We start from the raw sequence: 23,574 nt of genomic DNA, 5'->3' as shown, positions 1-23,574 counted from the left end.
CCTCCGTGCGGTGAAGATTCGACACCTCCACCACACACGGAGGCCTTCGCCGTGATCAAGCCCGGCCCGCGTTAACAACGCTCGTGATCAATACAGCTAGTGCCCTGACCGGGAAGGTTCACCGGATTGTGGAGTTCGCGGCGTCAGTCAGCGAGCACCGCATGGAGCGATGGGCGATCTGCTGCGTCCCGGCCAGGATGAAACAGGGGCGGTGCAGGGTTGAGTGTGGCGACAGGGCGGTCGGATGATCGCTGTGTCGCCACCGGACTGCCACCGAAAGGCAACCTCATGTCCCTGCTGCGCCTCGGCGTCTCCCTTCAACCGCGCTGGCCGCTCGACGACGGAGCCAGCGTGCTCCGCGCCGCACGCCAGGCCGAAGAATTAGGCTTCGATCACGTCGCGGTCGGCAACCGCCTCTTGGACAGCGGTTTTGGCCTCGACACGGACCCGCTTGTTCTGCTGTCGGCCGTCGCAGGGGCGACGACGCGCCTGCGGCTGCTGACGTCCGTGCTCGTCGCTCCGTACTATCCCGCGCTGGTGCTCGCCAACCAGGCGGCCACCCTGGACGTCGTATCCGGCGGCCGCCTGATCCTGGGCGTCGGCACCGGCTGGAACCCCGACGAGTTCACCGCCGTCGGCGTACCCGCCCGTGAACGCGGTGCACGCACCGACGACCACCTCGCCGCCGCCAAGGCCCTGTGGACCCGACGACCCGCAGACTTCGACGGACCGTTCACGAAACTGCACGAGGCGCGCTTGGGAGTGCCTCCGGTCACCGCCGGCGGTCCGCCCGTGTGGGTCGGCGGCCACAGCGACGCCGCCCTGCGCCGTGTGCTGCGGTTCGGCGACGGCTGGTATGGCACCGGCGCCGACACCGCGGAGGTCAGCGATATCCGGCGCCGCCTGCATGACCTTGCCGGCGACACAGGGAACGCAGACCCACTGACGCTGGCTTCGGCCGCGTTCCTTACTCCGCCCGGTATCCCCGCGGTGGTTCCGCCACCGGGACGACCACTCGGCGGTGCTGCGCCCACCGCAGCGAGCGTCGCCGACGATCTCAGGCGGCTCGCCGAGGCAGGGCTCACCGCTTGCACCCTGTGGCTGCCTGTCGCCGCTGAGCATGTCGAAAAGGCGATGGAATGGATCGCAGCCGAAGTCACCCCGCGACTCACCTGATGCCGTGGCTGGGGAGGCCGTTGGCCTCGCCCTTGACGATAGGCAGGTGAATGCCTGCATAATGTCGAGCGTGAGCCTCGAAGCAACGACGATGGACTTGGTGTTCAAGGCGCTGGCCGATCCCACACGGCGGCTCCTGCTCGACCGGCTACGCGAACACAACGGGCAGACGCTGCGCGAATTGTGCGAGCGCCTTGACATGACGCGCCAGTCGGCGACGCAGCACCTGGACATCCTCATGCGGGCCAACCTCGTCACCGTGGTACGGCGCGGCCGGGAGCGGCTGCACTACCTCAACCCGGCCCCGATCCATGAGATCGAGGAACGCTGGATCTCCGGCTTCGACAAACCCCGGCTGCAAGCGATCAGCGCCATCAAGCACCAGGCAGAGGAGTACGCCATGACCAACGCACCCACATCCGTGCCGGACTACGTATACGTCACCTACATCCGGGCCAGTGCGGAGCAGGTGTGGCAGGCCCTGACCGACGCCGACCTGACGGCGCGCTACTGGGGACACGCCAACGTCTCCGACTGGCAGCCGGGCTCCGGCTGGGAGCACCGGCGAGCCGACGGGTCAGGCAAGATCGACGTGGTGGGGCATGTCCTGGAGGCCGAGCCCCCAACCCGGCTGGTCATCACCTTTGAGGACGCCCCCGAAGGCGAATCGCCGAGAGAGCCGTCGGTCGTCACCTTCCTCGTCGAACCGCATCAGGACATCGTTCGCCTCACCGTGACCCACGAGAACCTCCCCAACCAGGAGATGCTGGGCGGCATCTCGGCTGGCTGGCCGGCCGTGCTGGCGAATCTCAAGTCGATGCTGGAGACCGGCGAGGTCCTGCCGCAGGCGCCCTGGGAGATGTCCGGCGCCCACACCTGAGCCGCTCCTACGCCCGCACAGAGAGGTACGACACATGCTGGACACTGCCCCGCTCAAGGACGCCTACCGCGCCTTGCTCGACGCTGCCGCCAACGTGGCCAACGCCGACGACCCCAGCCCCGCCCCGCCAGACGGCGAGTGGAACGTTGACCAGATCCTCGCGCACGTCTCTCTCGTCAGCGCCGCCACCATCGCCGCCGTCGCAGGTATCGCAGCGGGAGCCAACACGACATACGACAATCGGATCGCCCTCGACGCCTGGACCATCGAGCAAACCATCGCGCACGCCGGCGGCAACTCCGGGCTCCGGGACCGCATCAGTGGCCAGGCAGCCGCACTGTGCGCACTCGCCGGAGGTGCGGCGCTCACCGATGCCGAACTCGGCACCCTGGTGCCTGCACGGCTCCTGTCCAACGACACCCTCCTGGTCGATCAGCCCATGTCGCTGCGCGACATCGTCACCGGACTGGCGGAGGCAGAACTGCCCGGCCACACGAAACAGCTCCTCGCCCTGATCCCCGACCGGGCCGTGGCCGAGGCCACGCGGTGACCACGTCACAGCGACCCTGACTTCGGCTCGTCAGGGAATTGTTCGTGGAACTTGCCGATACTGATGGGCTGTTGGCTGTAGTCCCTGATGTGTGAGGTATGCGGACGGGGGCGGGTTGACGCCGGAGGCACGTCGACGCCGGGAGACGGTGCGAATACAGGCGGCGGAACTATTCGCCCAGAAGGTCAAGCCGCCGGAGGTCGCGCGGCGGCTGCGGGTGAGCCGGAAGTCGGCCTACCAGTGGCACCAGCCATGGCAGGGCGGAGGCGAGGAGGTCCTGGCCTCGCGGGGGCCCAGTGGATCGCGGTGTCGTCTGTCTCTCTACTGCCTGCGGAAGCTGGCCGGGTACCTGGAGCAGGGTCCGGCCGCCCACGGCTGGGTGGAGGACCAAGTGTGGACGGCGGCCCGGGTGGCCACGCTAATCGGCAGGAAATTCCACGTCTCCTACAGCGTCTCCGGCGCCACTCGGCTGATGCACCGGCTCGGCTTTACCCCGCAGATCCCCGCTCGGCGGGTGGCGGAGCGGGATGAGCAGGCGGTCGCGCAGTGGAAGGAGGCTACCTGGACGGAGGTAAAAAAGCGCGGGCGGCCTGCGGAGGGTGGATCTGCTTCGAGGACGAAGCCGGCTTCAGTCGCAGGCCGCCCAAGGGACGAACCTGGGGGCGACGCGGCATCACCCTGCAGGTAACCATCGGCGGACGGCGTTCCGGACGCCTGTCCGTGGCCGGACTGATCGCCATGCGGCCCGGACAGCGCACCCGCCTGTGCCACCGCCCTCGCTCCCACCCCGCCGGCAAGGGTGCCCGGCGCAGCATGAGCGAGCGTGACTTCATCCAACTCCTGGACGCGGCCCACCAACTGGTCAAGGCCCCCATCGTGCTGGTGTGGGACCGGCTCAACACCCACGTCTCCTACAAGATGCGCCAGCTCGTCGCCGAGCGCGAATGGCTGACGGTGTTCCTGCTACCCGCCTACGCGCCGGACCTGAACCCCGTCGAGGGGGTATGGGCGCACGTGAAGCACAGCCTGGCCAACCTTTCCGTCGTCGGCCTCGATCGCCTGGAGGCACTCGTACGCAACCGACTCAAACGCCTGCAGTACCGCCCCGACACCCTCGACGGCTTCATAGCCGGAACCGGCCTCCTGGCCGATGTCCCTACGTCACCCTGACAAGCCGAAGTCAGTATCCACCAGGTTGGACTGTGCCCGCTGCACCGCGGTCGGCCGGACCCGTACGACGGAGTCGTCGGCGTCGACGAGGATCTTCCGGTCGGCGCGCCGCGGGTAGGGAGGGATCCGCTCAGGGTGTCGCAAGGCGTAGCGGAGTTTGTGTCGCAGAGAGGACCTGTTCCGCTTCGGTTCGGGCTTCGGCATGGCTGACTCCGTGAGCCAGGGAGCCCCCGCCGGGCAGCGTAGCCCGGAGCCGGCGGCGCGGCCGCCCCACAGCGTGGTGTGACCGGGCGGGGCGGGGGTGTCCGCCGGGAGCGGTCCCCGCCCGGTCGGCGGTACGCCGGTGCGCTCTGGCCGATCAGTCCTCGTCGTGGTCGCCGGACGTGCTGTTGTCCTCGTTCCGGTCGTCGTCGGTCTTGGCGGCCGTGACCTTGCCGTTGGTCGCGTCGACGGTGACCTCGTGGTCGTTGCCCTTGGCGTCCGTCACGTCGACGTGCCAGGCAGTGGTCTTGCCGTGGTCGTTCTCGAGGCCGGCGGAGGTCGCGGTGCCCTTGACCTTGGCGAGCGCCGCGTCCACGGCCTTGGCCAGGTCGGTCTCGGCGGACTTGGCAAGGGCGGCGTCGCCGCTGCGGTCGTCGGAGTCGTTGTCCTGGTCGGCCTTGGTCGCAGTGACCTTGCCGTCGGTGGCGTTGACGGTGACCTCGTGCTCGGTGCCCTTGGAGTCGGTCACGTCGACCTTCCAGACCGGCTTGCCCTGGCTGCCCTCAAGGTCGACAGCGGTGACGGTGCCTGAGACGGACTTCGTTGTGGTGTCGGCAGCCTTCTTGATGTCGACCTTGGCGCTCTTGATCAGCGTGGCGTCGTTGTCGTTTTCGTCGTGGTCGTCGCCGGGCGAGTTGGTGGCGGTCACCTGGGTGTCGTCGTGGTCGCTGTCATCCGCGAAAGCGGTGGCGGTCGCGGCGCCGGCGCCGCCCAGGACCACGGTGGCCGCGAGCACGGCGGAGAGGGTACGGCGGCGGCCGGTCAGAGTGCGCAGTCGAGCCTTCATGAGGAGGATTCCCTTTCGCTGGTCCGGTGTCTTTCGTCCTGACGCCGTCCACCATGGGCGAGCGATCCTGAAGCCACGCTGAAGCTTCCTGAAGATCACTTCAGGAAGGGTCTGCGAGGCTGGAGGCATGCGCCTGCTGATCGTGGAGGACGAAAAGCGCCTCGCCACCGCCCTGGCCCGTGGCCTGGGCGCGGAAGGCTTCGCCCTGGACGTGGCCCATGACGGCGTCACCGGTCTGCACTTGGCGCAGGAGCACGATTACGACCTGATCGTGCTGGACATCATGCTGCCCGGCCTGAACGGCTACCGCGTGTGCGCACAGCTTCGGGCCGCAGGCCATGACGCGCCGATCCTGATGCTCACCGCCAAGGACGGCGAGTACGACGAGGCCGAGGGCCTCGACACCGGCGCGGACGACTATCTGACCAAGCCATTCTCCTATGTGGTCCTGCTGGCCCGCATCCGCGCGCTGCTGCGCCGCCGCACCCGCGCGGGATCCCAGGTCCTGCGGATCGGCGACCTGACGATCGACCCCGCCGCCAAGCGCGTCGAGCGGGCCGGGACGGACATCACGCTGACCGCGAAGGAGTTCGCGGTCCTGGAACACCTCGCCCTGCACGCCGGGCAGGTGGTGTCGAAGAGCGACATCCTCGATCACGTGTGGGACTTCGCCTACGACGGCGACCCGAACATCGTCGAGGTCTACGTCAGCGCCCTGCGCCGCAAGATCGACGTGCCCTTCGGGCGGCGGTCGATCACGACCGTGCGCGGGGCGGGGTATCGGCTGGAGGCCGGCGGGAGCCGTGATGCCTAGACCGTTCGCTTCCGTACGGGCCCGCGCGGCGCTGGCTGCGACCGTGGTCGTGTCGATCGCCCTGGTCGCGGCGGGCGTCCTCGTCGTTTCCGTCCTGCGCGACAACCTCACCGACCGGGCGGGCCTTCGGGCCGAGGTCACCGCCCGCACCGTGGCAGGGGCCCAGGCCGCGCTCGATGGAAACTTCGGCTCGCTGGACCTGCCCGACGACGAGGACCACCTTGTCCAGGTCGTCGACGGGGCGGGCAAGGTGCTGGCCGCAGGCGATGATCTGCACGGACGCAGCGCGATCACCCACTACTCGCCCGCGCCCAAAGGCACGGCGCCGAGCGACACGACCGACGACGATGACGACCACGACAGCACCCCGGCCCGCGGCAAGGTCGGCACCGACGTGGACCGCAGGACCCTCACCGTCAAGGTCGGCGACGAGACCCACGAGTACCGCTTCGCGGCCGTCCACGGCACCACGTACGCCGGCCAGACATACACTGTTTACGCGGGCGTGTCCTTGGCGGAAGAAGAGGCCACGCTGGGCCAGGTCACCCGGGCGATGCTGATCGGCCTTCCGTTCCTCCTGGCTGTCGTGGCTGGGGTGACCTGGCTGGTCACGCGCAGGGCGCTGCGGCCCGTGGAGGGCATCCGGGCGGAAATGGCTGAGATCACCGGTAGCGGCGATCTGGCCCGCCGGGTGCCCGAGCCGGACTCGCGCGACGAGATCGCCCGGCTCGCACGCACCACCAACGAGACCCTGGCCGCGCTGGAGCAGTCGGTCGAGCGGCAGCACCGCTTCGTCGCCGACGCCTCCCACGAACTGCGCAGCCCCATCGCCTCCCTGCGCACCCAGCTGGAGGTCGCCGAGCAGCATCCCGGGCTGCTGGACGTCCCCGACCTGCTGCACGACGTCGTACGCCTCCAGCACCTGGCCGCCGACCTGCTGCTGCTCGCCCGTCTGGACGCCGGTGAGCGTCCCGCCGACGCCGTGGTCGACCTGGGGGATCTGGTGCGGGAGGAGACGGCCCTGCGGGCATCGACCGACCGCATCACACCGGCTCTGGTCATCGAGGACGCCGCCTTGGAAGTGAACGGCAGCAGGAACCAGCTCGCCCGCGTGCTGGGCAACCTGCTGGACAACGCCCAGCGGCACGCCCTCACCTCGATCACCGTGACCGTGTACGAGACAACGGACGCCGTGGTCCTCGCCGTCACCGACGACGGCCACGGCGTCGCTCCGGCCGACCGCGAGCGCATCTTCGAACGCTTCGTCCGCCTGGACGAGGCCCGCAGCCGCGACGAGGGCGGCGCCGGCCTCGGCCTGGCCATCGCCCGCGACGTCGTACAGCACCATGGCGGGACACTGGCCGTGAGCGAGGCCCCCGGCCGCGGCGCGGTCTTCGAGGTCCGGCTGCCCCGCACGCACTGAACCACCGGTACGCCAGGGGAAGTTCACCGCCTGCTGGCATCGGTGGCGAAACTTTGGAGATCTGCTGGGTTCCTGCTCTCCGTCTGCTGGGCCGACTCTCTACAGCGTCTTCCTAGGGTCGTTGCCGTCCCCCGGTGGTCCGGCTCGCGGATCACCGAATCCCCGAATTCTGGAGACGAGTTCATGCGAGCCCTGCCCCGTCGTGCCTTCCTCGCCGCTCCCGCCGCCGCGCTGATGTTCGCCCTCGCCGCCTGCGGTGGCGGTTCTTCCGACTCCGGCTCCGGCAGTTCGAAGTCGGATACCCAGCAGGCCGCACAGGGCACGGGAGGTGCCGATGCGGCGGGCGAGGCCGCCGGTGACACCGACGACAAGAAGGAACCGCCGCTGGCCGGCGACGTCAAGCAGAAGGCCGAGGCCGCCGCGCTGGCCGCGTACCCGGGCACGGTGGTCAAGTCGGAGGAGGACGCGGAGAAGGCCGGCATGTACGCGGTGGAGGTGAAGAAGGCGGACGGCACCTCGGTCGAGGTGTACCTGGACAAGTCCTTCAAGGTCACCGGCACCAAGCAGGAAGGCACCGAGGAGAAGGAGAACGCCGGTTGACCGTCGCGGGCCGGCCGGCTGGAAGGGAGATACGGGTGCCGAGCGAGGATGAGACCGCCACCGCGTCACTGCCGGATGCCGAGATGACGGCGACCCTGGGGCCTCCGGTTTGCGACCCCTCACGGGGGGGCTACGGGTACCGCTTCGCGGAGGATGCCTTCGACTACCCCTTGCCTTCTCCCTCCCACGCCTGGTCCTCGGACGACACCTCCACCGGCTTCGCCGAATCCACGGCCGAGGAGTCGGAGCCGGCGGCTGATGAGGGCGGAGGCCGGCGGAGTCGGGCGCGTGACGAGAGCGGGTGGTGGCAAGCGGCGGCACGCCACCGCCCGGCCCTTACCGCCGCGGCCGCGATCGTCGTCCTCGGCGGCTTCGGCCTGGCGCTGTCCACGGTCAGCGACACGGTCACCTCCAACCCGAGCCCCGGCAGCACGGCCCAGGTCTCCGCTCCCAAGTCGCCCGGCTCACAGCCCCTCCCGCCGGACGCGACGCCCCCGGCCGAAACGCCCGGCGGCGGACCGAACTCGGCCGCTCCGCCGACGCAGACGGCCCTGCCGCCCGTCAGTGGTGACCGCGGTGACGACAACCACGGGGAGGAACAGGGACGCGAGGACGGAGATCACGCCGACGACTGACTCCCCACGGTCGGCGTCGTCACCGTCCCGCTCCCGCCGCCCGGCCGATCACATTCCCGCCGCGCCGATCGGCCGGGCGGCAACCCGCGCCTGCTCACCGTCCCGTATGCCTCCCAGGTTCCAGGCGGCTTCTCGTGAACACACCGACTCCCCTGGCACAGCTGTGCGAGCCTGTCGCCATGCGGCTCCTGCTCATCGAAGACGACGACCGAATCGCCGGCCCCCTCACCGAAGGACTCGGACGCTACGGCTTCACCGTGGACCACGTCCGCACCGGCGCCGCCGGACTCACCGGGCCCGACGGCTCCCCGGATCTGGTGCTGCTCGACCTCGGCCTGCCCGACATGGACGGCCTCGACGTCTGCCGCAGCCTGCGCGCCCGTTCCGCCGTACCGATCATCATGATCACCGCCCGGGGCGAGGAGGCCGACCGCATCGTCGGACTTGAGCTGGGCGCCGACGACTACCTCGCCAAGCCCTTCGGTGTACGGGAGCTGGTGGCGCGCATCCGCGCGGTCATCCGCCGCACCAGCGGCGCACTGCACTTCCCCGCGCCCACGCACCCGGCGGCGCCCGAGGCCCCCGCACCGCAGCGGCTCGGCCCCCTGGAGATCAACCGCCGTACCCGCCAAGTCCACCTGGACGGTGGTGAAATACCCCTCACACCACGTGAGTTCGACCTGCTCGCCTACCTCGCCGAGGACCCCGGCAGCGTCTACTCCCGGCAGCAGATCATGGACACGGTGTGGGATCCGCACTTCTTCGGCCCCACCAAGACCCTGGACGCCCACGTCGCCGCGCTGCGCCGCAAGCTGGGAGACCCGGCCTGGATCACCACGGCTCGCGGTATCGGCTTCCGTCTCACCGTTCCCGGCGACGGCCCGGCGTCCGGGGCGGCCGGATGACCCGGCGCCTGCTGCTCAGCTACCTCGGCCTGGCGATCCTCGTGCTCGCCGGGCTGGAGATCCCGCTCGGCTGGATCTACGCCCGCGGAGAGATCTCCCACGCCTCCCAGAGCGTCGAACGCGACGCCTCGATGCTCGCCGAGGTCACCGAGGAGAACATCGAGAAGGGCAACCTCGACGCCCTGCCCGACGTAGTCGGCGACTACGCCACCCGCACCGGCGGCCACGTCGTCGTCACCGACAAGCAGGGCATCGTCCTGGCCGACTCCGACCCGTCCGGCCGTACGGGCATCAACATCGCCGTCCAGCCGGACATCGCCCGCGCCCTGCGCAACCAGCCGACCGTGGCCACCGAGGACGACGCGCTGTCGGCCACCATGCCGGGCTCCTCCGGCACGAAGATCCGCGGCACCCTGCGCCTGACCTACCCGATGGCCGAGGTCAACGCCCGCGTGCACGGCATCTGGGGCGCCCTCGCCCTGGCCGGATCCTGCATCCTGGCCGCCGTCGCCCTGGTCGCCTTCACCCTCGCACGCTGGATCACCCGCCCCCTGCGCACCCTGGAAGCCGCCACCGCCCAGCTGGCCGACGGCCGGCTCACCAACCCGCCGGACACCACCACCGGCCCGCCCGAACTCCGCAGCCTCGCCGCCTCCTTCACCCACACGGCGACCCGCCTGCAACAACTCCTCAAGGCCCAACAGGCGTTCGCCTCCGAAGCCTCCCACCAGCTGAAAACCCCGCTGACCGCACTGCGCCTGCACCTGGAGAACTTCGAGCCCCACCTCGACCCCCGCGCTCACGGCAGCCTGGAGGAGGCCGTCGGCGAGGTCGAACGCCTCAGCCGCATGGTGCAGGGCCTGCTCGCCCTGGCCCGCCTGGAAAACAGCGCCACCACCCCGGAACCGGTCGACCTCGACGCCGTCATCGCCGACCGGATCGGGATGTGGGAACCGCTGGCCGCCGAACAGTACGTCACCCTCGCCGTCACCGGCAGCCCTGCCGGCCGGGTGTGGGCGATCCCCGGGGCGCTGGAGCAGGTCATCGACAACCTGCTGGCCAACGCCCTGCGCGTCTCCCCAACCGGCACCATCATTACGCTCCACCGAGCGCCCGGCGCCCAACTCCACGTCGTCGACCAGGGCCCCGGCATGACCGAGACCGACCGCGCCCGCGCATTCGACCGCTTCTGGCGCGCCTCCGACACACACCACGACGGCACCGGCCTCGGCCTGCCCATCGTCCGCCACCTCGTCCACGCCTCCGGCGGCGACATCACCCTGCACCCGGCTCCAGGCACCGGCCTGGACGCCGCCGTTCGGCTGCGCCCGGTGGCCGGTGGGCGGTCGCGGGGCGTATGCGGATCACCCCGATCGACGCAGGCAACCGCGACAGCGTCGTGATTCCGCCGTCCCGGCGACGGCTGACATGCACTGGTGCCTGCGAGGTCTGACAGAGTCGCCTGGCGGAAGAGGCTGCGGGGCCGACGGGGGAGCGGCCCCGCAACCAGGCGAGATGTTACACCCGTAACATGAAGCCACGGGGGCGTGAAGTCACGGAAGCAAAGCACCGGCACGCGGGAGTGAAGTCCGATGAACGAGGTATGGCAGATCCTGATCGGGATCGCCGTCGGCCTGCTGGTGTGCTGGTTGGTGCTGCTGGCCGGCCTTGCCATCGCCCGCCCCAAGGGCAATCTGCTCACCGAGGCCATCCGCCTCCTGCCCGACCTGCTGCGCCTCGTCTCCCGGCTCGCCCGCGACGACACCCTCCCGCGCCGCACCCGCTGGCTGCTGTGGATCCTGGCCGGCTACCTGGCCCTGCCCATCGACCTGGTCCCTGACTTCATTCCAGTCCTCGGCTATGCGGACGACGCCATCGCCGTCGCCCTCGTACTGCGGACTGTCATCCGGCAGTCCGGCCCCGCCGCCCTCGACCGGCACTGGCCGGGCACCCCCGACGGACTCGGCGTCGTACGTCGATTGGCAGGGCTGCCCGCCGCGACACCTCCGGAGTAGAGGGCAAGGAAGCCCTCACGGGGATGGGCCGCTCGCATCGCCACTGGTGAGAGCGGCGGCCGTGAGTCCCCGAGCAAGGTGCGTCAGGCGGAGAGCACGCCCGTGCTGAGCAGGCCGAGCAGGGCCACGCCGATGACGATGCGGTAGATCACGAAGGCGTTGAAGGAGTGCTTGGCGACGAACTTCAGCAGCCAGGCGATGGAGGCGTAGGCGACCACGAAGGACACGATCGTGCCGGCGGCCAGCGGGGCGGCGCCGACGCCCGCGCCGAGTGCGTCCTTCAGCTCGTAGATGCCGGCGCCGGTCAGGGCCGGGATGCCGAGGAAGAAGGAGAGGCGGGTGGCGGCGACGCGGTCCAGGTCGAGGATGAGCGCGGTGGACATGGTGGCGCCGGAGCGGGAGAAGCCGGGGAAGAGCAGGGCGAGGATCTGCGAGCAGCCGACCAGCATCGCGTCCTTGAAGGAGGTGTCGTCCTCACCGCGCTTGTGCCGGCCCATCTGGTCCGCCGCCCACATCACGACGGAGCCGCCGATCAGGGAGCCGGCGACCACCCAGAGCGAGGCGAGCGGGCCTTCGATCAGCGGCTTGGCGGCCAGGCCCACCAGGACGATCGGGATGGTCGCGGCGATCACCCACCAGGCGAACTTGTAGTCGTGGTGGTAGCGCTCCTCGGGCTTGGTGAGGCCGCGGAACCAGGCGGAGACGATCCGCTTGATGTCCTTGAAGAAGTACACGAGCACGGCGGCGATGGCGCCGACCTGGATGACGGCGGAGAACCCGACGACGGACTTGTCGTCGACCGGGATGTCCATGAGCCCCTCGGTGATCTTGAGGTGGCCGGTGGAGGACACGGGGAGGAACTCGGTCACCCCCTCGACTACTCCGAGGACGACGGCCTGACCGACACTGATCGCGCTCATGGAATCCACTTCGGGGGAGAGGGGGGCCGGGGGCGGCCTCGCATGGCACACTCGTAGCAGTCGCTTTTACGCGGCTGTAAAAGTTTTACGCGACTGTAAAAGACGGACCGAGGGGAACGCAAACCATGGCCGCCGATTTCGGGCCGCCCGGCCGCCGCCCCAACGGGCAGCTGGAGGCGGAGATCCTCGCCGTGCTGCAGCAGGCCGGTGCCGCGCTGAGCGTCGGCGAGGTCATGGAGCAGCTGAACGGCGACCTCACGTACAGCACGGTGATCACCGTGCTGAACCGGTTGCACGACAAGCGGGTGCTCAGCCGCGTCCGCCGTGGCCGCGCGTACGTCTACGAGCCCGTCACCGACGAGGCCGGCCTGGCCGCCCGCCGCATGCAGGGCGTGCTGGACGAACGCGGCCGCGACCGGGAGACGGTGCTGTCCAGGTTCGTCGACGGCCTGTCCAGCTCCGACGAGGAGCTGCTGCGCCAGCTGCTCGACCAAGGGCCGGAACGGTAGGGCCGGGTTCGATGCATCTGGCCGTCTATCTGCCCCTGCTGCTGTCCCTCCTCGCGGTCCCCGGTGCGCGGATGCTGTCCGAGCACTGTGAACCGCGGCTGGCAAGCTGGCTGTTGGCCGCCTCCGCCCTCGTACTGGGCGGCACGAGCACTGTCTCACTCGGCCTGCTCGCCGCCACCGGGTTGATCCGCATACCAGTGCTGGCGTTCCTCGGGCACTGGCCGCTCGCCCTGGCCGAGCAGAACGCCCCCGCCCGGCTGCCGGTCGCGGTCGTCGCTGCGGCCCTGCTCGCGGTCGCGGTGATCGCCGCGCTGCGGCTGTTCGTACGACGCGTGCGCGCGCTGGCCGGCGCCGCCCTGGACGCGGCCTGCATGCCCACACGCGACGGGACCGTGGTCATCGATGACCCGGCGCCCGACGCGTTCGCCCTCCCGGGGCTGCCCGGCCGCATCGTCGTCTCCACCGGCATGCTCCAGACCCTGGACCGTACCGACCACGAGATCCTGCTGGCCCACGAGCGTGCCCATCTCGCCGGTCACCACTATCTGTTCGTCGCCCTAACGCAGCTGGGTGCCGCCGCCAACCCGCTGCTGCGCCCGCTCGCCCGGGCCGTCACCTACACCCTCGAACGCTGGGCCGACGAGCACGCCGCCACTGCCACCGGCGACCGGGCGCGCGTCGCCCGCGCCGTCGGCAAGGCAGCCCTTGCCACCCGGCACTCCCACGCTCCGGGCCGGCTGCCGGCCGGCGCACTCGGGCTGCTGGGAAGGCAGCGCGACCCGCTGCGCCGCGCCGGACCGGTGCCTCGCCGTGTGGCTGCCCTCCTCGCGCCGCCCTCTGATCGCCGGACGCTGCCTGCCCTCGTCACCGGCCTCGTCCTCGTCATCGCCGCTTGGTCCTCGGCCGAAGCGGCCCACGACCTGCACCGCCTTCTGGAACACATCGGGGTTCTCACCGACTGAACACAGTCTGAGCCGGTGCTGGGCTACCAGCGAAATGCGCCTTGCGAGGCGGTCCTTCATCTGCGTTCGGCGCGGGGTGGGCCGCGGATGTCCAGTGCTCTGCGCACCGCACGGTCGACGGTCTTGCCGTCCTCGGCCGATCGTGCCCGCCCTTGAGTCCGTACCGTGGCGGAGCCCGAGCGGACACCCAGGGGAGTCTCGGCCGGGACTGCGCGAAGCCGTAGCCGCAGCGCCTGCGTGAGCGTCAGCTCGCTGATCGGCCGACGTACCACCCGGGCCCCTGTGCGGTCTGCGATCGCCAGGATCAGACCGAGGAAGATCCGCGTCCTGATGCGACGCTGCTGTGGGTGGTGCGGCGACGGGGGCGGTCTGCACAGTCGACGTCCGCAGAGGTGCCCGGGCCTTCCCGGTGAGTGCGGCTCTCGGCGCACAGGAGGCGGACGACGGCGTCGAGCCCACCGCCGGGGGCTGCCTCCAGGGTGACCTCGCCACCGCTGGCGCGGGTGAGCTGCCGGACCATCGGCAGGCCGAGGCCCGTGCCGTCGTGGTCGGCATCAGGGGCCCGCCAGAACCGGGCGAAGGCTCGCTGCCGATCCGCCTCGGACATGCCGGGTCCTTGGTCGATCACATGCAGCTCGGCCATGGGCGGGGTGCGGCTTCCTTCTCTTGGGCCGACGACGGATGCCAGCGTGACGGCGGTTCCCGGTGGGGACACGCGCAGCGCGTTGGAGAGGAGGTTGTCGATGATCTGCTCCAACGCGTCCGGCACCGCCCACACTCTGACGGCCGCGGCGCCGGAGACAATGATGTCGACCTGCTGGTCGTCGGCGAAGGCTGCCCAGATGGCCGCGCGATCGGCGACGACGGCGTTGAGATCTACCGTCTCCGGCCTGATCGCGGAGTTCTCCAGCCTGGCGAGCGCGAGCAGCCCCTGCACCATACGACTGAGCCGCTCCATTTCCCCGAGTGCCTTGTCCAGGCTGTCCTGGGCGCAGGGGGCGAGGTGCGGCTCGAAGTTCTCCAGGCGCAGGCGGAGTGAGGTCAGCGGGGTCTTCAGCTGGTGCGACACCTCGGACGCGAACGCCTGCTGGGCCTGGAGCAGGTGTTGCAGCCGGGTCGCGGTCCTCGTGAACGACGCGGCGAGCCGACGCAGTTCCGGCGGTCCGTGATCGGTGGCCGGTGGGTCGGTGATCCGGCCTTCGGCGAGTTGTGCGGTGGCGCGTTCCAGGGCCTGGAGGGGACGGGTGATCGAGCGGGCGAGTACGAAGCCGATCAGGGAGACGGCGGCCAGGACCCCGAGCCCGACGGTGGCGAGGGCCAGCCAGGTTGCGTGGACCTTCGCCTTGAGCGGGCCCAGCGTATACACCGTTCGCACCACACAGGCGACGGTGGCGTTGGAGCCGCCCGGCACGGTGACGAACAGAGCTTCGGCGCCGGTGGACGGGTCGCTTCGGGTGCCCACGGCGGGGTGGTCGCGCAGCGCGGTGGAGATGTCCGCCGCGGCGGACAGGTCCTTGCCGACCAGGGCACGCGCAGCGGTGTCGGTGAGAACGGTGCCGTTGTGGCCGGCGACGAGTACGCGGCTGCCGGTGCGCTGCCCGTACGCGTGGGCCAGTTCGGGCAGGTCGGCCACACGGCCATGCTCCATTTTGTCCTCGCAGACCTCGGCGAGCGTCATCGCCCCCTGCTGCGCCGCATGGGAGAAGCGGGACAGCTCGCTGTGGGAGTAGAAAATGCCGAACGGCACTTCGAGCGCGAGCAGGACGAACAGCATGAGGCTCAGATGGCTGAGCAGCAGGCGACGCGTCACCGGGCTCCTCCGCCGCCCGCCGGCACGGCTGCGGATGCGGCGTCGACGGGTGCCGGGGGGACGAGGCGGAAGCCGATTCCGCGGATGTTCTCGATCCAGGAGGAGTCACCGAGTTTGCGGCGCAGCGCGGCGATGTGGACGTCAAGGGTCTTGGTGGGGCCGAAGTAGTTCGGTTCCCATGCCGTGTCGAGAATCTGCCGGCGGGAGCAGACGGCTCCAGGGTCTTCGGCGAGGCAGACCAGCAGGTCGAACTCCTTGGGCGCAAGGGCGATGGGCGTCTGGTGCAGATGTACCTGCCGAGTGCGACGGTCGATGGTCAGCAGGCCGATCCGCTGGACGTCGGGCGTCCCGGGTTGTGCCGGGTCATCCGACGAGCCCGTCTGCTCACGGCACGTCTCCGGCATTGCCGGGCGGGCGCGGCGGGTGACGGCACGGATCCGGGCGACGAGCTCCCGCACGCCGAAAGGCTTGGAGACGTAGTCGTCCGCACCCAGTTCGAGACCGAGCACACGGTCGACCTCGTCGTCCCTGGCGGTGATCATGATGATCGGCACGGATGAGCGGGCTCGGAGGGCACGGCAGACGTCGATGCCGTCCATGTCGGGCAGTCCCAGGTCCAGCAGCACCATCGCCGCCTCCGGCGCGGCGAGGCCGTCGGCACCGTTTCCGGCGTGTTCGACGGTGAATCCGAAACGACGCAGTCCTTCCATCAACGGTCCAGCCACCCGGTCGTCGTCCTCGATCAGCAAGACACGCATGCCGAAAGGCTCACAGACCTCGGCCGGAAAGTCTGGGGCAAACGCCGAAACCTCCCCCGAGCCGGTGATCCTCCACGGTCGGCGTAACCGCGGAAGCACGGCGCGAGGTCGACATCCAGGAGATTGACAGCGTGGAGTAAGCCGAGAGTTAAGGCCGCGGACGTCGTCCCGATCCCCCAAGGTGACAGCCGAAAACTGATTTAAGGTCAGGCCGCATGCACGAAAGCCTTCCCGGCGGATGCGGCCGTGGATGAGGAAGGAAAAACGCTTCATCGGAGGAATTCGGCGATCCCCGCTGTATGTGCTCTGGCAATCCGCTTGATCGTTTTCCCGTAGCGTCGATTGCACGGCCGGTGCCACCGGAGCACCGCGCGCCAAGCGCCCCCACAAGCACCTGGGATGCCCCATGCCCATTGATGAACTACGCCGCACGAGCCCGGACCTGGTGGAGCCCTTCACGGCCGCGCTCCCGGGAGCACGCGCCACCGTACTGGCCCGACTGTGGGGCGCCCTTGTACGAGAACCCCTGCCCGGCGTGACCCGGCACCGTAGGGAGTCCGATGCCCTGGTGGTCGATCTGCAGCGGGGCGGCTCGCTCTCGGCGGCCGAGTCGTGTGCGCGGCCGTTCGCCGAGGTGCCCGAGGACTTCACCGTGTCGGGGCCGGAGGGGCCGATCAGCGGTCCGGCACAGCTCTTGGCACAGCTCGGCCTGCGCACCCCCGCGGCGGAACGCTTGGCGGCCGAGCTGGACAACAGCGTGGTCAACCTGGCCCTGGCCAGGGCCGCGAACGCAGGCCGTGCGGCCCCGCTGAACGACTCGGCGGACGCCGAGCAGGCGGTGGTCGACGGCCATCCACAGCACCCCTGCTGCCGCACCCGTACAGGCATGTCGATCGCCGACGTGCTCGCCTACGCCCCCGAGCACCACCCGGTCGTCCAGCTGGCGCTGCTCCGTGTCCCGACCGACCGCTGGCAGGGAGCCGGCGCCTGGCCGCAGCCCCTGCGGGACGGTGACGCAGTTCTGGTCCCGTTGCATCCCTGGCAGCGGGACCACGTGCTCGCGCACCACCCCGACCTGGTCGTCGTGGAGGAGACGATCCCGGCCCGACCGCTGCTCTCCCTGCGCACCCTGGCCCCGCTGGACGTCCTGCCGGGCTGCCACATCAAGACTGCCCTCGACGTCCAGGTCACCAACTACCGGCGCACCATCTCCCCGGCCGAGGTCGCCGACGGGCCCCCGCTGTCCGACCTGGTCTCGGCCGTCGTCGACAAGGCCGGGTACGGCGGCAGCCTGCGGATCCTGCGGGAGCTGGGCGGCGGTGCGGTGTGCGTGGACGGGCAGCCCTCCGTGAGCCTCGCGGCGATGATCCGGGAGTCGACCGAGTGCCACCTCGACGCCGGGGAGATCGCGGTTCCGCTCACCGCCGTCCACGCGACCGGAGCCACCCTGGTGGCGGGGGATCCGGTGCGCTGGCTGGCGGACCTCGCCGAGCTCGTGCTGCCGCCCGCGCTGACCCTGCTGTCCATGGGGGTCGCCCTGGAGGCACACGGCCAGAACACCCTCGTCGTCCTGCGGGACGGGCGGCCGGTGCGGGTGCTGTACCGGGACCTGGACGGCGTACGCGTCAGCCCACGGCGCCTGGCTCAGTGCGGCTTCGCGCTGCCACCGCTGCTCGGCACCCGCGCGGGAGACGACGTGGACGCACTGCACACCAAACTGTTCGGCGGCCTGATCAGCGGAGTCTTCAGCGAGCTGGTCGACGTCCTCAGCCGGACGCAGGCGGCTGATCCTCGGGCGCTGTGGGGTGCGGTGGCCGAGGTGGGCCGCCGGGTGTACGCCGACCTGCCGGACCAGGGCGACGCGGCGGCGTTCTTCGGCGACACGATGCCGCTGAAGGCGACCATCGCCATGCGCCTGGCCGAGAACCCGGGCAAGGCGCAGTGGACGCCTATGCCCAACCCGCTGGCCTTGTGCCGTTGAAATCCGACACGAATCGTCGTCCCACTGGAGTGACCATATGACCACCGGCACTGCCCCCCATACCAGCCTCGTCGCCGGACCGGCCGGCGAACCGATGCGCACAGCCGACGCCGTCACCACCCACACCCTCCTCAACTGCCTCATCCGCGAAGTGTCCGCCCCCGAGCACCAGGTGACCGTCGACGACGACCACCTCCTGCTACGACTGCCCCGCCGGGGCCTGCTCCTGCGTTCCAGGCTGCGCCGGGTCTCGCTGATCGGAGCGCACCGCTTCCAGGGCCCGGTGCAGCGGCTCGACAACGACGCCTGGATCACGGTGAGTTGGCGGGAGCTGGCCGGTTACATCCACGACGAACTGGAACTGCGCACGGGCCTCGCCAACGAAGAGTTCCTGAGCCAAGTGGCGGACAGCCGGGAGACGATCCGCACCGCACTCGAAGAGCGAGCCGGCGCGACGCCGCATGCGGACCCGTACGTGGCGTCGGAACAGTCCCTGGTCTACGGCCACCGCTTCCACCCCACTCCCAAGGCCCGCACCGGCGACCCGGCCGACTGGCTGGCGTACGGCCCGGAGACCGGCGCGCGCTTCCGCCTGCGCTACCTGTCCGTGCGCCGCCATCTCGTACGCGAGGAAGGCGAACTGCACGAGATGGACGCACTGCACCCGACGACCGACCCGGAATTCGCGATACTGCCGGTGCACCCCTGGCAGTACCGGCTGCTACAGAATCACGAACGGCTGCGCGAGACGATCTCGGCCGGCGATGTCGTCGACATCGGCATGAGTGGGGCGGAGTTGGTGCCAACCGCATCGGTGCGCACGCTGTACCACCCCGACAGCGACACCTTCCTGAAGTTCAGCCTGAACGTCCGCCTCACCAACTGCGTCCGCAAGCACGCCAGTTACGAACTGCCCGGCGCCGTCGCCCTCAACCGGCTGCTCCAGCCCCTCTTCGCCGACCTCGCCGGCCGCTTCCCGGGATGCACGCTCCTGGCCGAGCCCGGCTACCGCACACTCGACACCGCCGGAGACACCGCCCTCCTGGAGAGCCTCGGCGTCATCGTCCGCTCCGGCCTGCGCCACCACCTTCGTCCCGGGGTCACACCCCTGCTCGCCGCCGCAGTGGCGGACGAGCACCCCACCAGTACCGCCCACGTCTCCCACCTGCTGGCCCGCGGCGACGGGGACGTGCTGGCCTGGTGGGACGCGTACCTGCGACTGCTGCTGCCACCGGTGCTGGCCGCCTACTTCGAACACGGCATCGTCCTGGAACCCCACCTGCAGAACGTCGTCGTCGGTGTCAACGCCGACGGCACCCCGGCGCAGATGCTCTTCCGCGACCTGGAAGGCACCAAGCTCCTCCCCGCGCATCACCAGCACACCCTCAGCGACCTCCCGGACGACGTCCGAGGTCCCCTCACCTACGATCCCGAACGCGGTTGGAACCGGGTCGCGTACTGCCTCCTGGTCAACCACACCGCCGAAGTGCTCGGCGCCCTGGCCGACCTCGACCCGACGCTGGAACCCGCCCTTTGGGGTCTGGTCCGCGATCACCTCGCCGGCTTTGCCCGCACCGCCGCCGAACCGCCACGCCTGCGCGCCCTGCTGTCCGGCGTACCGCTGCCCGCGAAGGCCAACCTCCTGCTGCGCTGGTCCCGCAAGGCCGACCGGCACGCCACGTACGTCCCCCTGACCAGCCCGCTCGGCGCCGACTTCCCCCGCGAGGTGATCAGGTGAGGCCCGCACTGCTCGGCCATGTCGGCCGGCTGTCCGATGACGACCTGCCCGCCTACGTCTACGACCTCCCGGACCTGCGCGAGCACGTACACGCCATCCGCGCCGCACTGCCGGACCGCGTCGAGCTGCTGTACGCAGCCAAGGCCAACTCCGATCCCCGAATCCTGCGGACCCTGGCCCGGCACGTCGACGGCTTCGAGGTGGCATCCGGCGGTGAACTGAGCCACGTCCGCGGGCTCGCCCCCGAGGTGCCGATCGCCTTCGGAGGCCCTGGCAAGACAGCGACGGAGCTGGCCTGCGCGCTGGACGCCGGCGCGGAGCGCCTGCACGTCGAGAGCGAACACGAACTACGCCTCCTCACCGCGCTACTAGGCGAACGGAGCGCCGACGTCCTGCTCCGCGTCAACCTGCCCGTAGACCTCGGCCAGGTCGCCCTCGCCATGGGCGGACACCCCAGCCCCTTCGGCATGGATCCCGCGCAGCTGGACCGCTGCCTGGAGCTGATCGCCTCCCACCCACGCATCCGACTGCGCGGCCTGCACTTCCACCTGGCCAGCGGACTCCGGGCTCAGCCCCAACTGGCCCTTGTCGGCAAGGTTCTGACCTGGGCCGAAGACTGGGCTCACGAACGCCGCGTGGACCTGGCCGAGGTCAACGTCGGGGGCGGAATGGGCGTCGACTACACGCACCCGCACGAGCTGTACGACTGGTCCGCCTTCGGCGCCGGACTCCGCCCTCTCCTGGCCCGCCACCCCCATCTCACGCTGCGGATCGAACCCGGCCGCTCGGTCACCGCCTACTGCGGCTGGTACGTCACCCAGGTCCTGGACATCAAGTTCAGCCGCGGGCAGGCGTTCGCCGTGCTGTGCGGAGGTACCCACCACCTCCGCACCCCGGCAGCGAAGCAGCACGACCAGCCCTTCGAAGTGATCCCCGACGACACCTGGATCCGCCCCTGGAACCGCCCAGAGGCCCGCGACGAGCCAGTGACACTGGTCGGCCAGCTCTGCACGCCAAAGGACGTCCTGGCACGCGGGATCATGGTCGAGCGGCTGCGCGTCGGCGACCGCGTCGCCTTCGCCATGGCCGGCGCCTACGCCTGGAACATCTCGCACCACGCCTTCCTCATGCACCCCCACCCGACCTTCCATCACGTCGAGGATGTCGAGGTGTCCGCCACCGGCGACACGTTCGCCTGTCAGATGTCATGAGCGTGGGCTCCCGCATGCCGGTGACGGCCGTGCTCACCGTCCGGAACTTCCGCCGCTACCTGCTCGGTCAGCTGGCCTCCAACATCGGTACCTGGATGCAGCGCGCCGCCCAGGACCTGCTCGTCCTCCACATCACCGGCAACAGCGGCAGCGCGGTCGGCGTCGTGACCGCACTGCAGTTCCTGCCGCAGACCCTGTTCGGCCTGACCGGAGGCGTACTGGCCGACCGGTACCCCAAGCGGCGGATCCTGCTCCTGACCCAGACAGCCATGGGAGTGCAGTCACTCCTGCTCGGACTGCTGACCGTCACCGGGGCGGTGAACCTGCTGTCCGTCTACGCGCTGGCCTTCGCCCTCGGCACCGCCACCGCCGTGGACAGCCCGGCCCGCAACGCCTACATCTCCGAACTGGTGGACCGGGAGCGTGTGGCCACTGCGGTCAGCCTGAACTCCGCCCAGTTCAATGTCGCCCGCACCATCGGCCCCGCCCTCGCCGGCCTGACGGTCGCCGCCTTCGGTACGGGCCCCGTGTTCCTCGTGAACGCGGCCTCGTACCTGGCCGTCCTCTACGGGCTGGTCACCATCCGGATGGACGACCAGCCAGACCCAGGCCGACCCCGACCCGGCCGTACCCGACTGCGCGACGCCTTCCGCCACATCGCCTCCACCCCGGAACTGCTCCTGCCGATCAGCCTCATCGCCTTCGTCGGCACCTTCGGCCTCAACTTCCAGGTCACCATCTCGCTCGTCGCCATCACGGCCTTCCACACGGGCGCCGCCGCCTTCGGCTGCCTCTCCGCCGCCTACGCCCTGGGCAGCCTCATCGGCGCGATCTACGGAGCGAACTGCGGTAAGCCCCCCACCGCACGCCGCCTGATCTCCACCACGATCGTCTTCGGCGCACTGGAAGCCGCACAGGGCCTGATGCCGGGCTACGGCTCATTCCTGGCCCTGCTGATCCCCACCGGCTTCGCCGCAGTGATCGTGACCACCACCGCCAACGCCCTGACCCAGCTCCATGCCGCCCCACACCTGCGGGGCCGCGTCATGTCCGTCTACTTCCTCGTCCTCCTCGGCGGCACCCCCGTCGGTGCCCCGCTGGTCGGCCTGGTGTCGGACGCCCTTGGCGCCCGCTCCACCCTGATCCTGGGCGGAGTCATCTCGGCGTTCTCCGCGCTTGCACTCTCCGCCTTGAACACAGGCCGAATCCAACGGCGCATCGGCATCACGGGAGCGGCCTCCGTAACCAGCTCACCCCTCACGTCAGCCCAGTTCACAGGGGACCGGCCGACCGACCGCTGACGCATCCGTGGCGGCAGCTATGCCTTGTAGCCGTCCGCGCCCTCGCCCTCCAGCGCTGCCGACTCGAACGCGGCCAGCGTCGCAGCAGCCCGTTCCAGTTCGGCGCGCACCTGCTCGCCCAGCGGGGCGCCGAAGTAGTCCCGGGCTGCGATCTTCGCCACCCAGGAACGGAACCGCTCCAGGTCGGCTTCGGACTCCTCCACCTCCGCGAAGACAGCCCGGCCGCGCCCGGACTCCATCTCCAGCTCGGCGAAGAACGACGGAAGCCGCTCGAGCACCTCGGCGTACTCCTCGTCGACGGCAGCGGTCATCTCCTCGGCGAACTCCCTGCGCTCGCCCTCGTCGCCGACCTCGACGTGCACGACCCGCATCCGCCCACGGTCCGTGTGTACGCGTTCCCGCAGTTCGTCCAGGGCAGCGGCCACGGCAGGCCGGTCGGGCAACAGACACACGGACTGCTGCAGATACAGCGCCCCCAGCCCCTTCAGCTTCCGCCATACCTGCATCCGCAAGGACGATGCCGCCCCGGCCGTCGTCACCGACACCAGCAGCCACCGTGTATCCACTTCGTTCACCACAGCGCGACCGTAACGGCTGCGCGTGCGGCATGCTTCGGCGTGGCATTCGCGGAGGTGTGGTGGGCGTGGGAGCAGCGGGGACGGAGCCACGGTCCGTACGGTCGGGTGTGATGGGGCCGTGGCGGTTCGTGGTGTGGTTCGGCACGGTCAGTCTGCTCGCGGACTTCGTGTACGAGGGCGCTCGCTCGGTCACCGGCCCTCTAGTGGCCTCGCTGGGTGCCTCCGCCCTGGTCGTCGGGGTGGTCACCGGCGCCGGTGAGGCGGCGGCACTCGGCCTGCGCCTGGTGTCCGGGCCGCTGGCCGACCGGACCCGCCGCTTCTGGGGCCTGGCGATCGCCGGATACGCCCTGACGGTGGTGTCCGTGCCACTGCTGGGCGTGGTCGGCGTGCTGTGGGCGGCCTGCGTGCTGGGCCTGACGCCGGCCGTATCAGGTTGCCCCTCGAAGTCGACGTGTTTCCGATGACGCATCATGTGGAGTGCGTGGCGATCCTTGAGCCTGCCGGAAAGGGGTCCTGACCTGCTGTTTTAGGTGGAATGCGCTGTGGGCGTTACGGGCGATATCTTGACGCACGTTTGACGCACGCGAAGT

General features: G+C 70.1%; 23 protein-coding genes. 18 read left to right on the top strand and 5 right to left on the bottom strand.

The features are described 5' to 3' along the window. Nucleotides 1-288: 288 nt before the first annotated feature. The 4 genes from ACZ5DS_RS11820 (at nt 289) to ACZ5DS_RS11805 (ending at nt 3,776) form a co-directional block, all read left to right on the top strand. Entirely contained in the window at nt 289-1,176 is an 888-nt protein-coding gene (locus ACZ5DS_RS11820; RefSeq protein ID WP_468236358.1) for a TIGR03619 family F420-dependent LLM class oxidoreductase, read from the top strand. Nucleotides 1,177-1,267: 91 nt separating this feature from the next. Then, nucleotides 1,268-2,056, top strand: coding sequence for an ArsR/SmtB family transcription factor (locus ACZ5DS_RS11815; RefSeq protein WP_468236443.1), 789 nt, complete (start codon nt 1,268-1,270; stop codon nt 2,054-2,056). A gap of 34 nt (nt 2,057-2,090) precedes the next feature. Beyond that, the gene (locus tag ACZ5DS_RS11810; RefSeq protein ID WP_468236355.1) at nt 2,091-2,606 is read left to right on the top strand and encodes a hypothetical protein; all 516 of its coding nucleotides are present in this window, start codon (nt 2,091-2,093) and stop codon (nt 2,604-2,606) included. 91 nt (nt 2,607-2,697) lie between these two features. Then, a protein-coding gene (locus ACZ5DS_RS11805) for an IS630 family transposase (RefSeq protein ID WP_468236352.1) occupies nt 2,698-3,776 on the top strand; the annotation gives its coding sequence in 2 pieces (ribosomal slippage) (nt 2,698-3,199 and nt 3,199-3,776; 1,080 coding nt in all). Nucleotides 3,777-4,134: 358 nt separating this feature from the next. Here ACZ5DS_RS11805 and ACZ5DS_RS11800 read toward each other — a convergent pair. After that, nucleotides 4,135-4,824: a PepSY domain-containing protein gene (locus tag ACZ5DS_RS11800; RefSeq protein WP_468236350.1), complete on the bottom strand. Its 690-nt coding sequence runs from the start codon at nt 4,822-4,824 to the stop codon at nt 4,135-4,137. A 127-nt stretch (nt 4,825-4,951) separates the two neighbouring features. On the opposite strand from ACZ5DS_RS11800, the gene ACZ5DS_RS11795 reads away from it, so the two are divergent. From ACZ5DS_RS11795 to ACZ5DS_RS11765, 7 genes are all read left to right on the top strand, one after another. Then, on the top strand, nt 4,952-5,638 hold the full coding sequence (locus ACZ5DS_RS11795; protein WP_468236347.1) for a response regulator: 687 nt from the start codon (nt 4,952-4,954) through the stop codon (nt 5,636-5,638). Continuing rightward, nucleotides 5,631-7,061, top strand: a complete 1,431-nt coding sequence (locus ACZ5DS_RS11790) for a sensor histidine kinase (protein ID WP_468236345.1) — start codon at nt 5,631-5,633, stop codon at nt 7,059-7,061. Before ACZ5DS_RS11795 ends, ACZ5DS_RS11790 begins: the two co-directional genes overlap by 8 nt. Before the next feature lie 183 nt (nt 7,062-7,244). Beyond that, nucleotides 7,245-7,661: a PepSY domain-containing protein gene (locus ACZ5DS_RS11785; protein WP_468236343.1), complete on the top strand. Its 417-nt coding sequence runs from the start codon at nt 7,245-7,247 to the stop codon at nt 7,659-7,661. 35 nt (nt 7,662-7,696) lie between these two features. Next, nucleotides 7,697-8,296 (top strand): hypothetical protein, encoded by a 600-nt coding sequence (locus ACZ5DS_RS11780; RefSeq protein ID WP_468236340.1) that lies wholly within the window; start codon nt 7,697-7,699, stop codon nt 8,294-8,296. Between the two features lie 179 nt (nt 8,297-8,475). Continuing rightward, a complete protein-coding gene (locus ACZ5DS_RS11775; protein WP_468236441.1) occupies nt 8,476-9,201 on the top strand; it encodes a response regulator transcription factor in 726 nt (241 codons plus the stop codon). Then, on the top strand, nt 9,198-10,604 hold the full coding sequence (locus ACZ5DS_RS11770; RefSeq protein WP_468236338.1) for a sensor histidine kinase: 1,407 nt from the start codon (nt 9,198-9,200) through the stop codon (nt 10,602-10,604). Before ACZ5DS_RS11775 ends, ACZ5DS_RS11770 begins: the two co-directional genes overlap by 4 nt. Nucleotides 10,605-10,793: 189 nt before the next feature. Further along, nucleotides 10,794-11,216 (top strand): YkvA family protein, encoded by a 423-nt coding sequence (locus ACZ5DS_RS11765; RefSeq protein ID WP_468236336.1) that lies wholly within the window; start codon nt 10,794-10,796, stop codon nt 11,214-11,216. Nucleotides 11,217-11,299: 83 nt separating this feature from the next. Here the strand turns inward: ACZ5DS_RS11765 and ACZ5DS_RS11760 are convergent, their stop codons facing one another. Then, complete coding sequence (locus tag ACZ5DS_RS11760; RefSeq protein WP_468236333.1) at nt 11,300-12,136, bottom strand: undecaprenyl-diphosphate phosphatase; 837 nt, start codon at nt 12,134-12,136, stop codon at nt 11,300-11,302. Nucleotides 12,137-12,261: 125 nt separating this feature from the next. Here ACZ5DS_RS11760 and ACZ5DS_RS11755 point away from each other — a divergent pair, with 125 nt between their 5' ends. Together ACZ5DS_RS11755 and ACZ5DS_RS11750 are read left to right on the top strand one after the other, a co-directional pair. After that, complete coding sequence (locus ACZ5DS_RS11755) at nt 12,262-12,645, top strand: BlaI/MecI/CopY family transcriptional regulator (RefSeq protein ID WP_468236331.1); 384 nt, start codon at nt 12,262-12,264, stop codon at nt 12,643-12,645. 11 nt (nt 12,646-12,656) lie between these two features. Then, nucleotides 12,657-13,607, top strand: coding sequence for a M56 family metallopeptidase (locus ACZ5DS_RS11750; protein ID WP_468236328.1), 951 nt, complete (start codon nt 12,657-12,659; stop codon nt 13,605-13,607). Between the two features lie 304 nt (nt 13,608-13,911). Here ACZ5DS_RS11750 and ACZ5DS_RS11745 read toward each other — a convergent pair whose 3' ends face one another. Both ACZ5DS_RS11745 and ACZ5DS_RS11740 read right to left on the bottom strand, forming a co-directional pair. Beyond that, a complete protein-coding gene (locus tag ACZ5DS_RS11745; protein WP_468236325.1) occupies nt 13,912-15,417 on the bottom strand; it encodes a sensor histidine kinase in 1,506 nt (501 codons plus the stop codon). After that, entirely contained in the window at nt 15,414-16,175 is a 762-nt protein-coding gene (locus ACZ5DS_RS11740; RefSeq protein ID WP_468236322.1) for a response regulator transcription factor, read from the bottom strand. The genes ACZ5DS_RS11745 and ACZ5DS_RS11740 overlap by 4 nt, the downstream gene beginning before the upstream one ends. A gap of 406 nt (nt 16,176-16,581) precedes the next feature. On the opposite strand from ACZ5DS_RS11740, the gene ACZ5DS_RS11735 reads away from it, so the two are divergent. The 4 genes from ACZ5DS_RS11735 to ACZ5DS_RS11720 are packed head-to-tail and all read left to right on the top strand — an operon-like array spanning nt 16,582 to nt 22,406. After that, nucleotides 16,582-18,156: an IucA/IucC family protein gene (locus tag ACZ5DS_RS11735; RefSeq protein WP_468236319.1), complete on the top strand. Its 1,575-nt coding sequence runs from the start codon at nt 16,582-16,584 to the stop codon at nt 18,154-18,156. Between the two features lie 37 nt (nt 18,157-18,193). Beyond that, complete coding sequence (locus ACZ5DS_RS11730) at nt 18,194-19,894, top strand: IucA/IucC family protein (RefSeq protein WP_468236316.1); 1,701 nt, start codon at nt 18,194-18,196, stop codon at nt 19,892-19,894. Beyond that, the gene (locus tag ACZ5DS_RS11725; protein WP_468236314.1) at nt 19,891-21,105 is read left to right on the top strand and encodes a type III PLP-dependent enzyme; all 1,215 of its coding nucleotides are present in this window, start codon (nt 19,891-19,893) and stop codon (nt 21,103-21,105) included. The genes ACZ5DS_RS11730 and ACZ5DS_RS11725 overlap by 4 nt, the downstream gene beginning before the upstream one ends. Next, nucleotides 21,102-22,406: an MFS transporter gene (locus ACZ5DS_RS11720; protein ID WP_468236311.1), complete on the top strand. Its 1,305-nt coding sequence runs from the start codon at nt 21,102-21,104 to the stop codon at nt 22,404-22,406. The genes ACZ5DS_RS11725 and ACZ5DS_RS11720 overlap by 4 nt, the downstream gene beginning before the upstream one ends. A gap of 17 nt (nt 22,407-22,423) precedes the next feature. Here ACZ5DS_RS11720 and ACZ5DS_RS11715 read toward each other — a convergent pair whose 3' ends face one another. Continuing rightward, nucleotides 22,424-22,984: a Chromate resistance protein ChrB gene (locus tag ACZ5DS_RS11715; protein ID WP_468236309.1), complete on the bottom strand. Its 561-nt coding sequence runs from the start codon at nt 22,982-22,984 to the stop codon at nt 22,424-22,426. A gap of 110 nt (nt 22,985-23,094) precedes the next feature. Here ACZ5DS_RS11715 and ACZ5DS_RS11710 point away from each other — a divergent pair, with 110 nt between their 5' ends. Beyond that, complete coding sequence (locus ACZ5DS_RS11710) at nt 23,095-23,448, top strand: hypothetical protein (RefSeq protein WP_468236306.1); 354 nt, start codon at nt 23,095-23,097, stop codon at nt 23,446-23,448. The last annotated feature ends 126 nt before the right edge of the window (nt 23,449-23,574 follow it).

Source organism: Streptomyces sp. NPDC031100 (genome assembly GCF_055570785.1).
The sequence above is the reverse complement of the archived record's forward strand: the minus strand, read 5'-3'. Positions and strand labels throughout refer to the sequence as shown.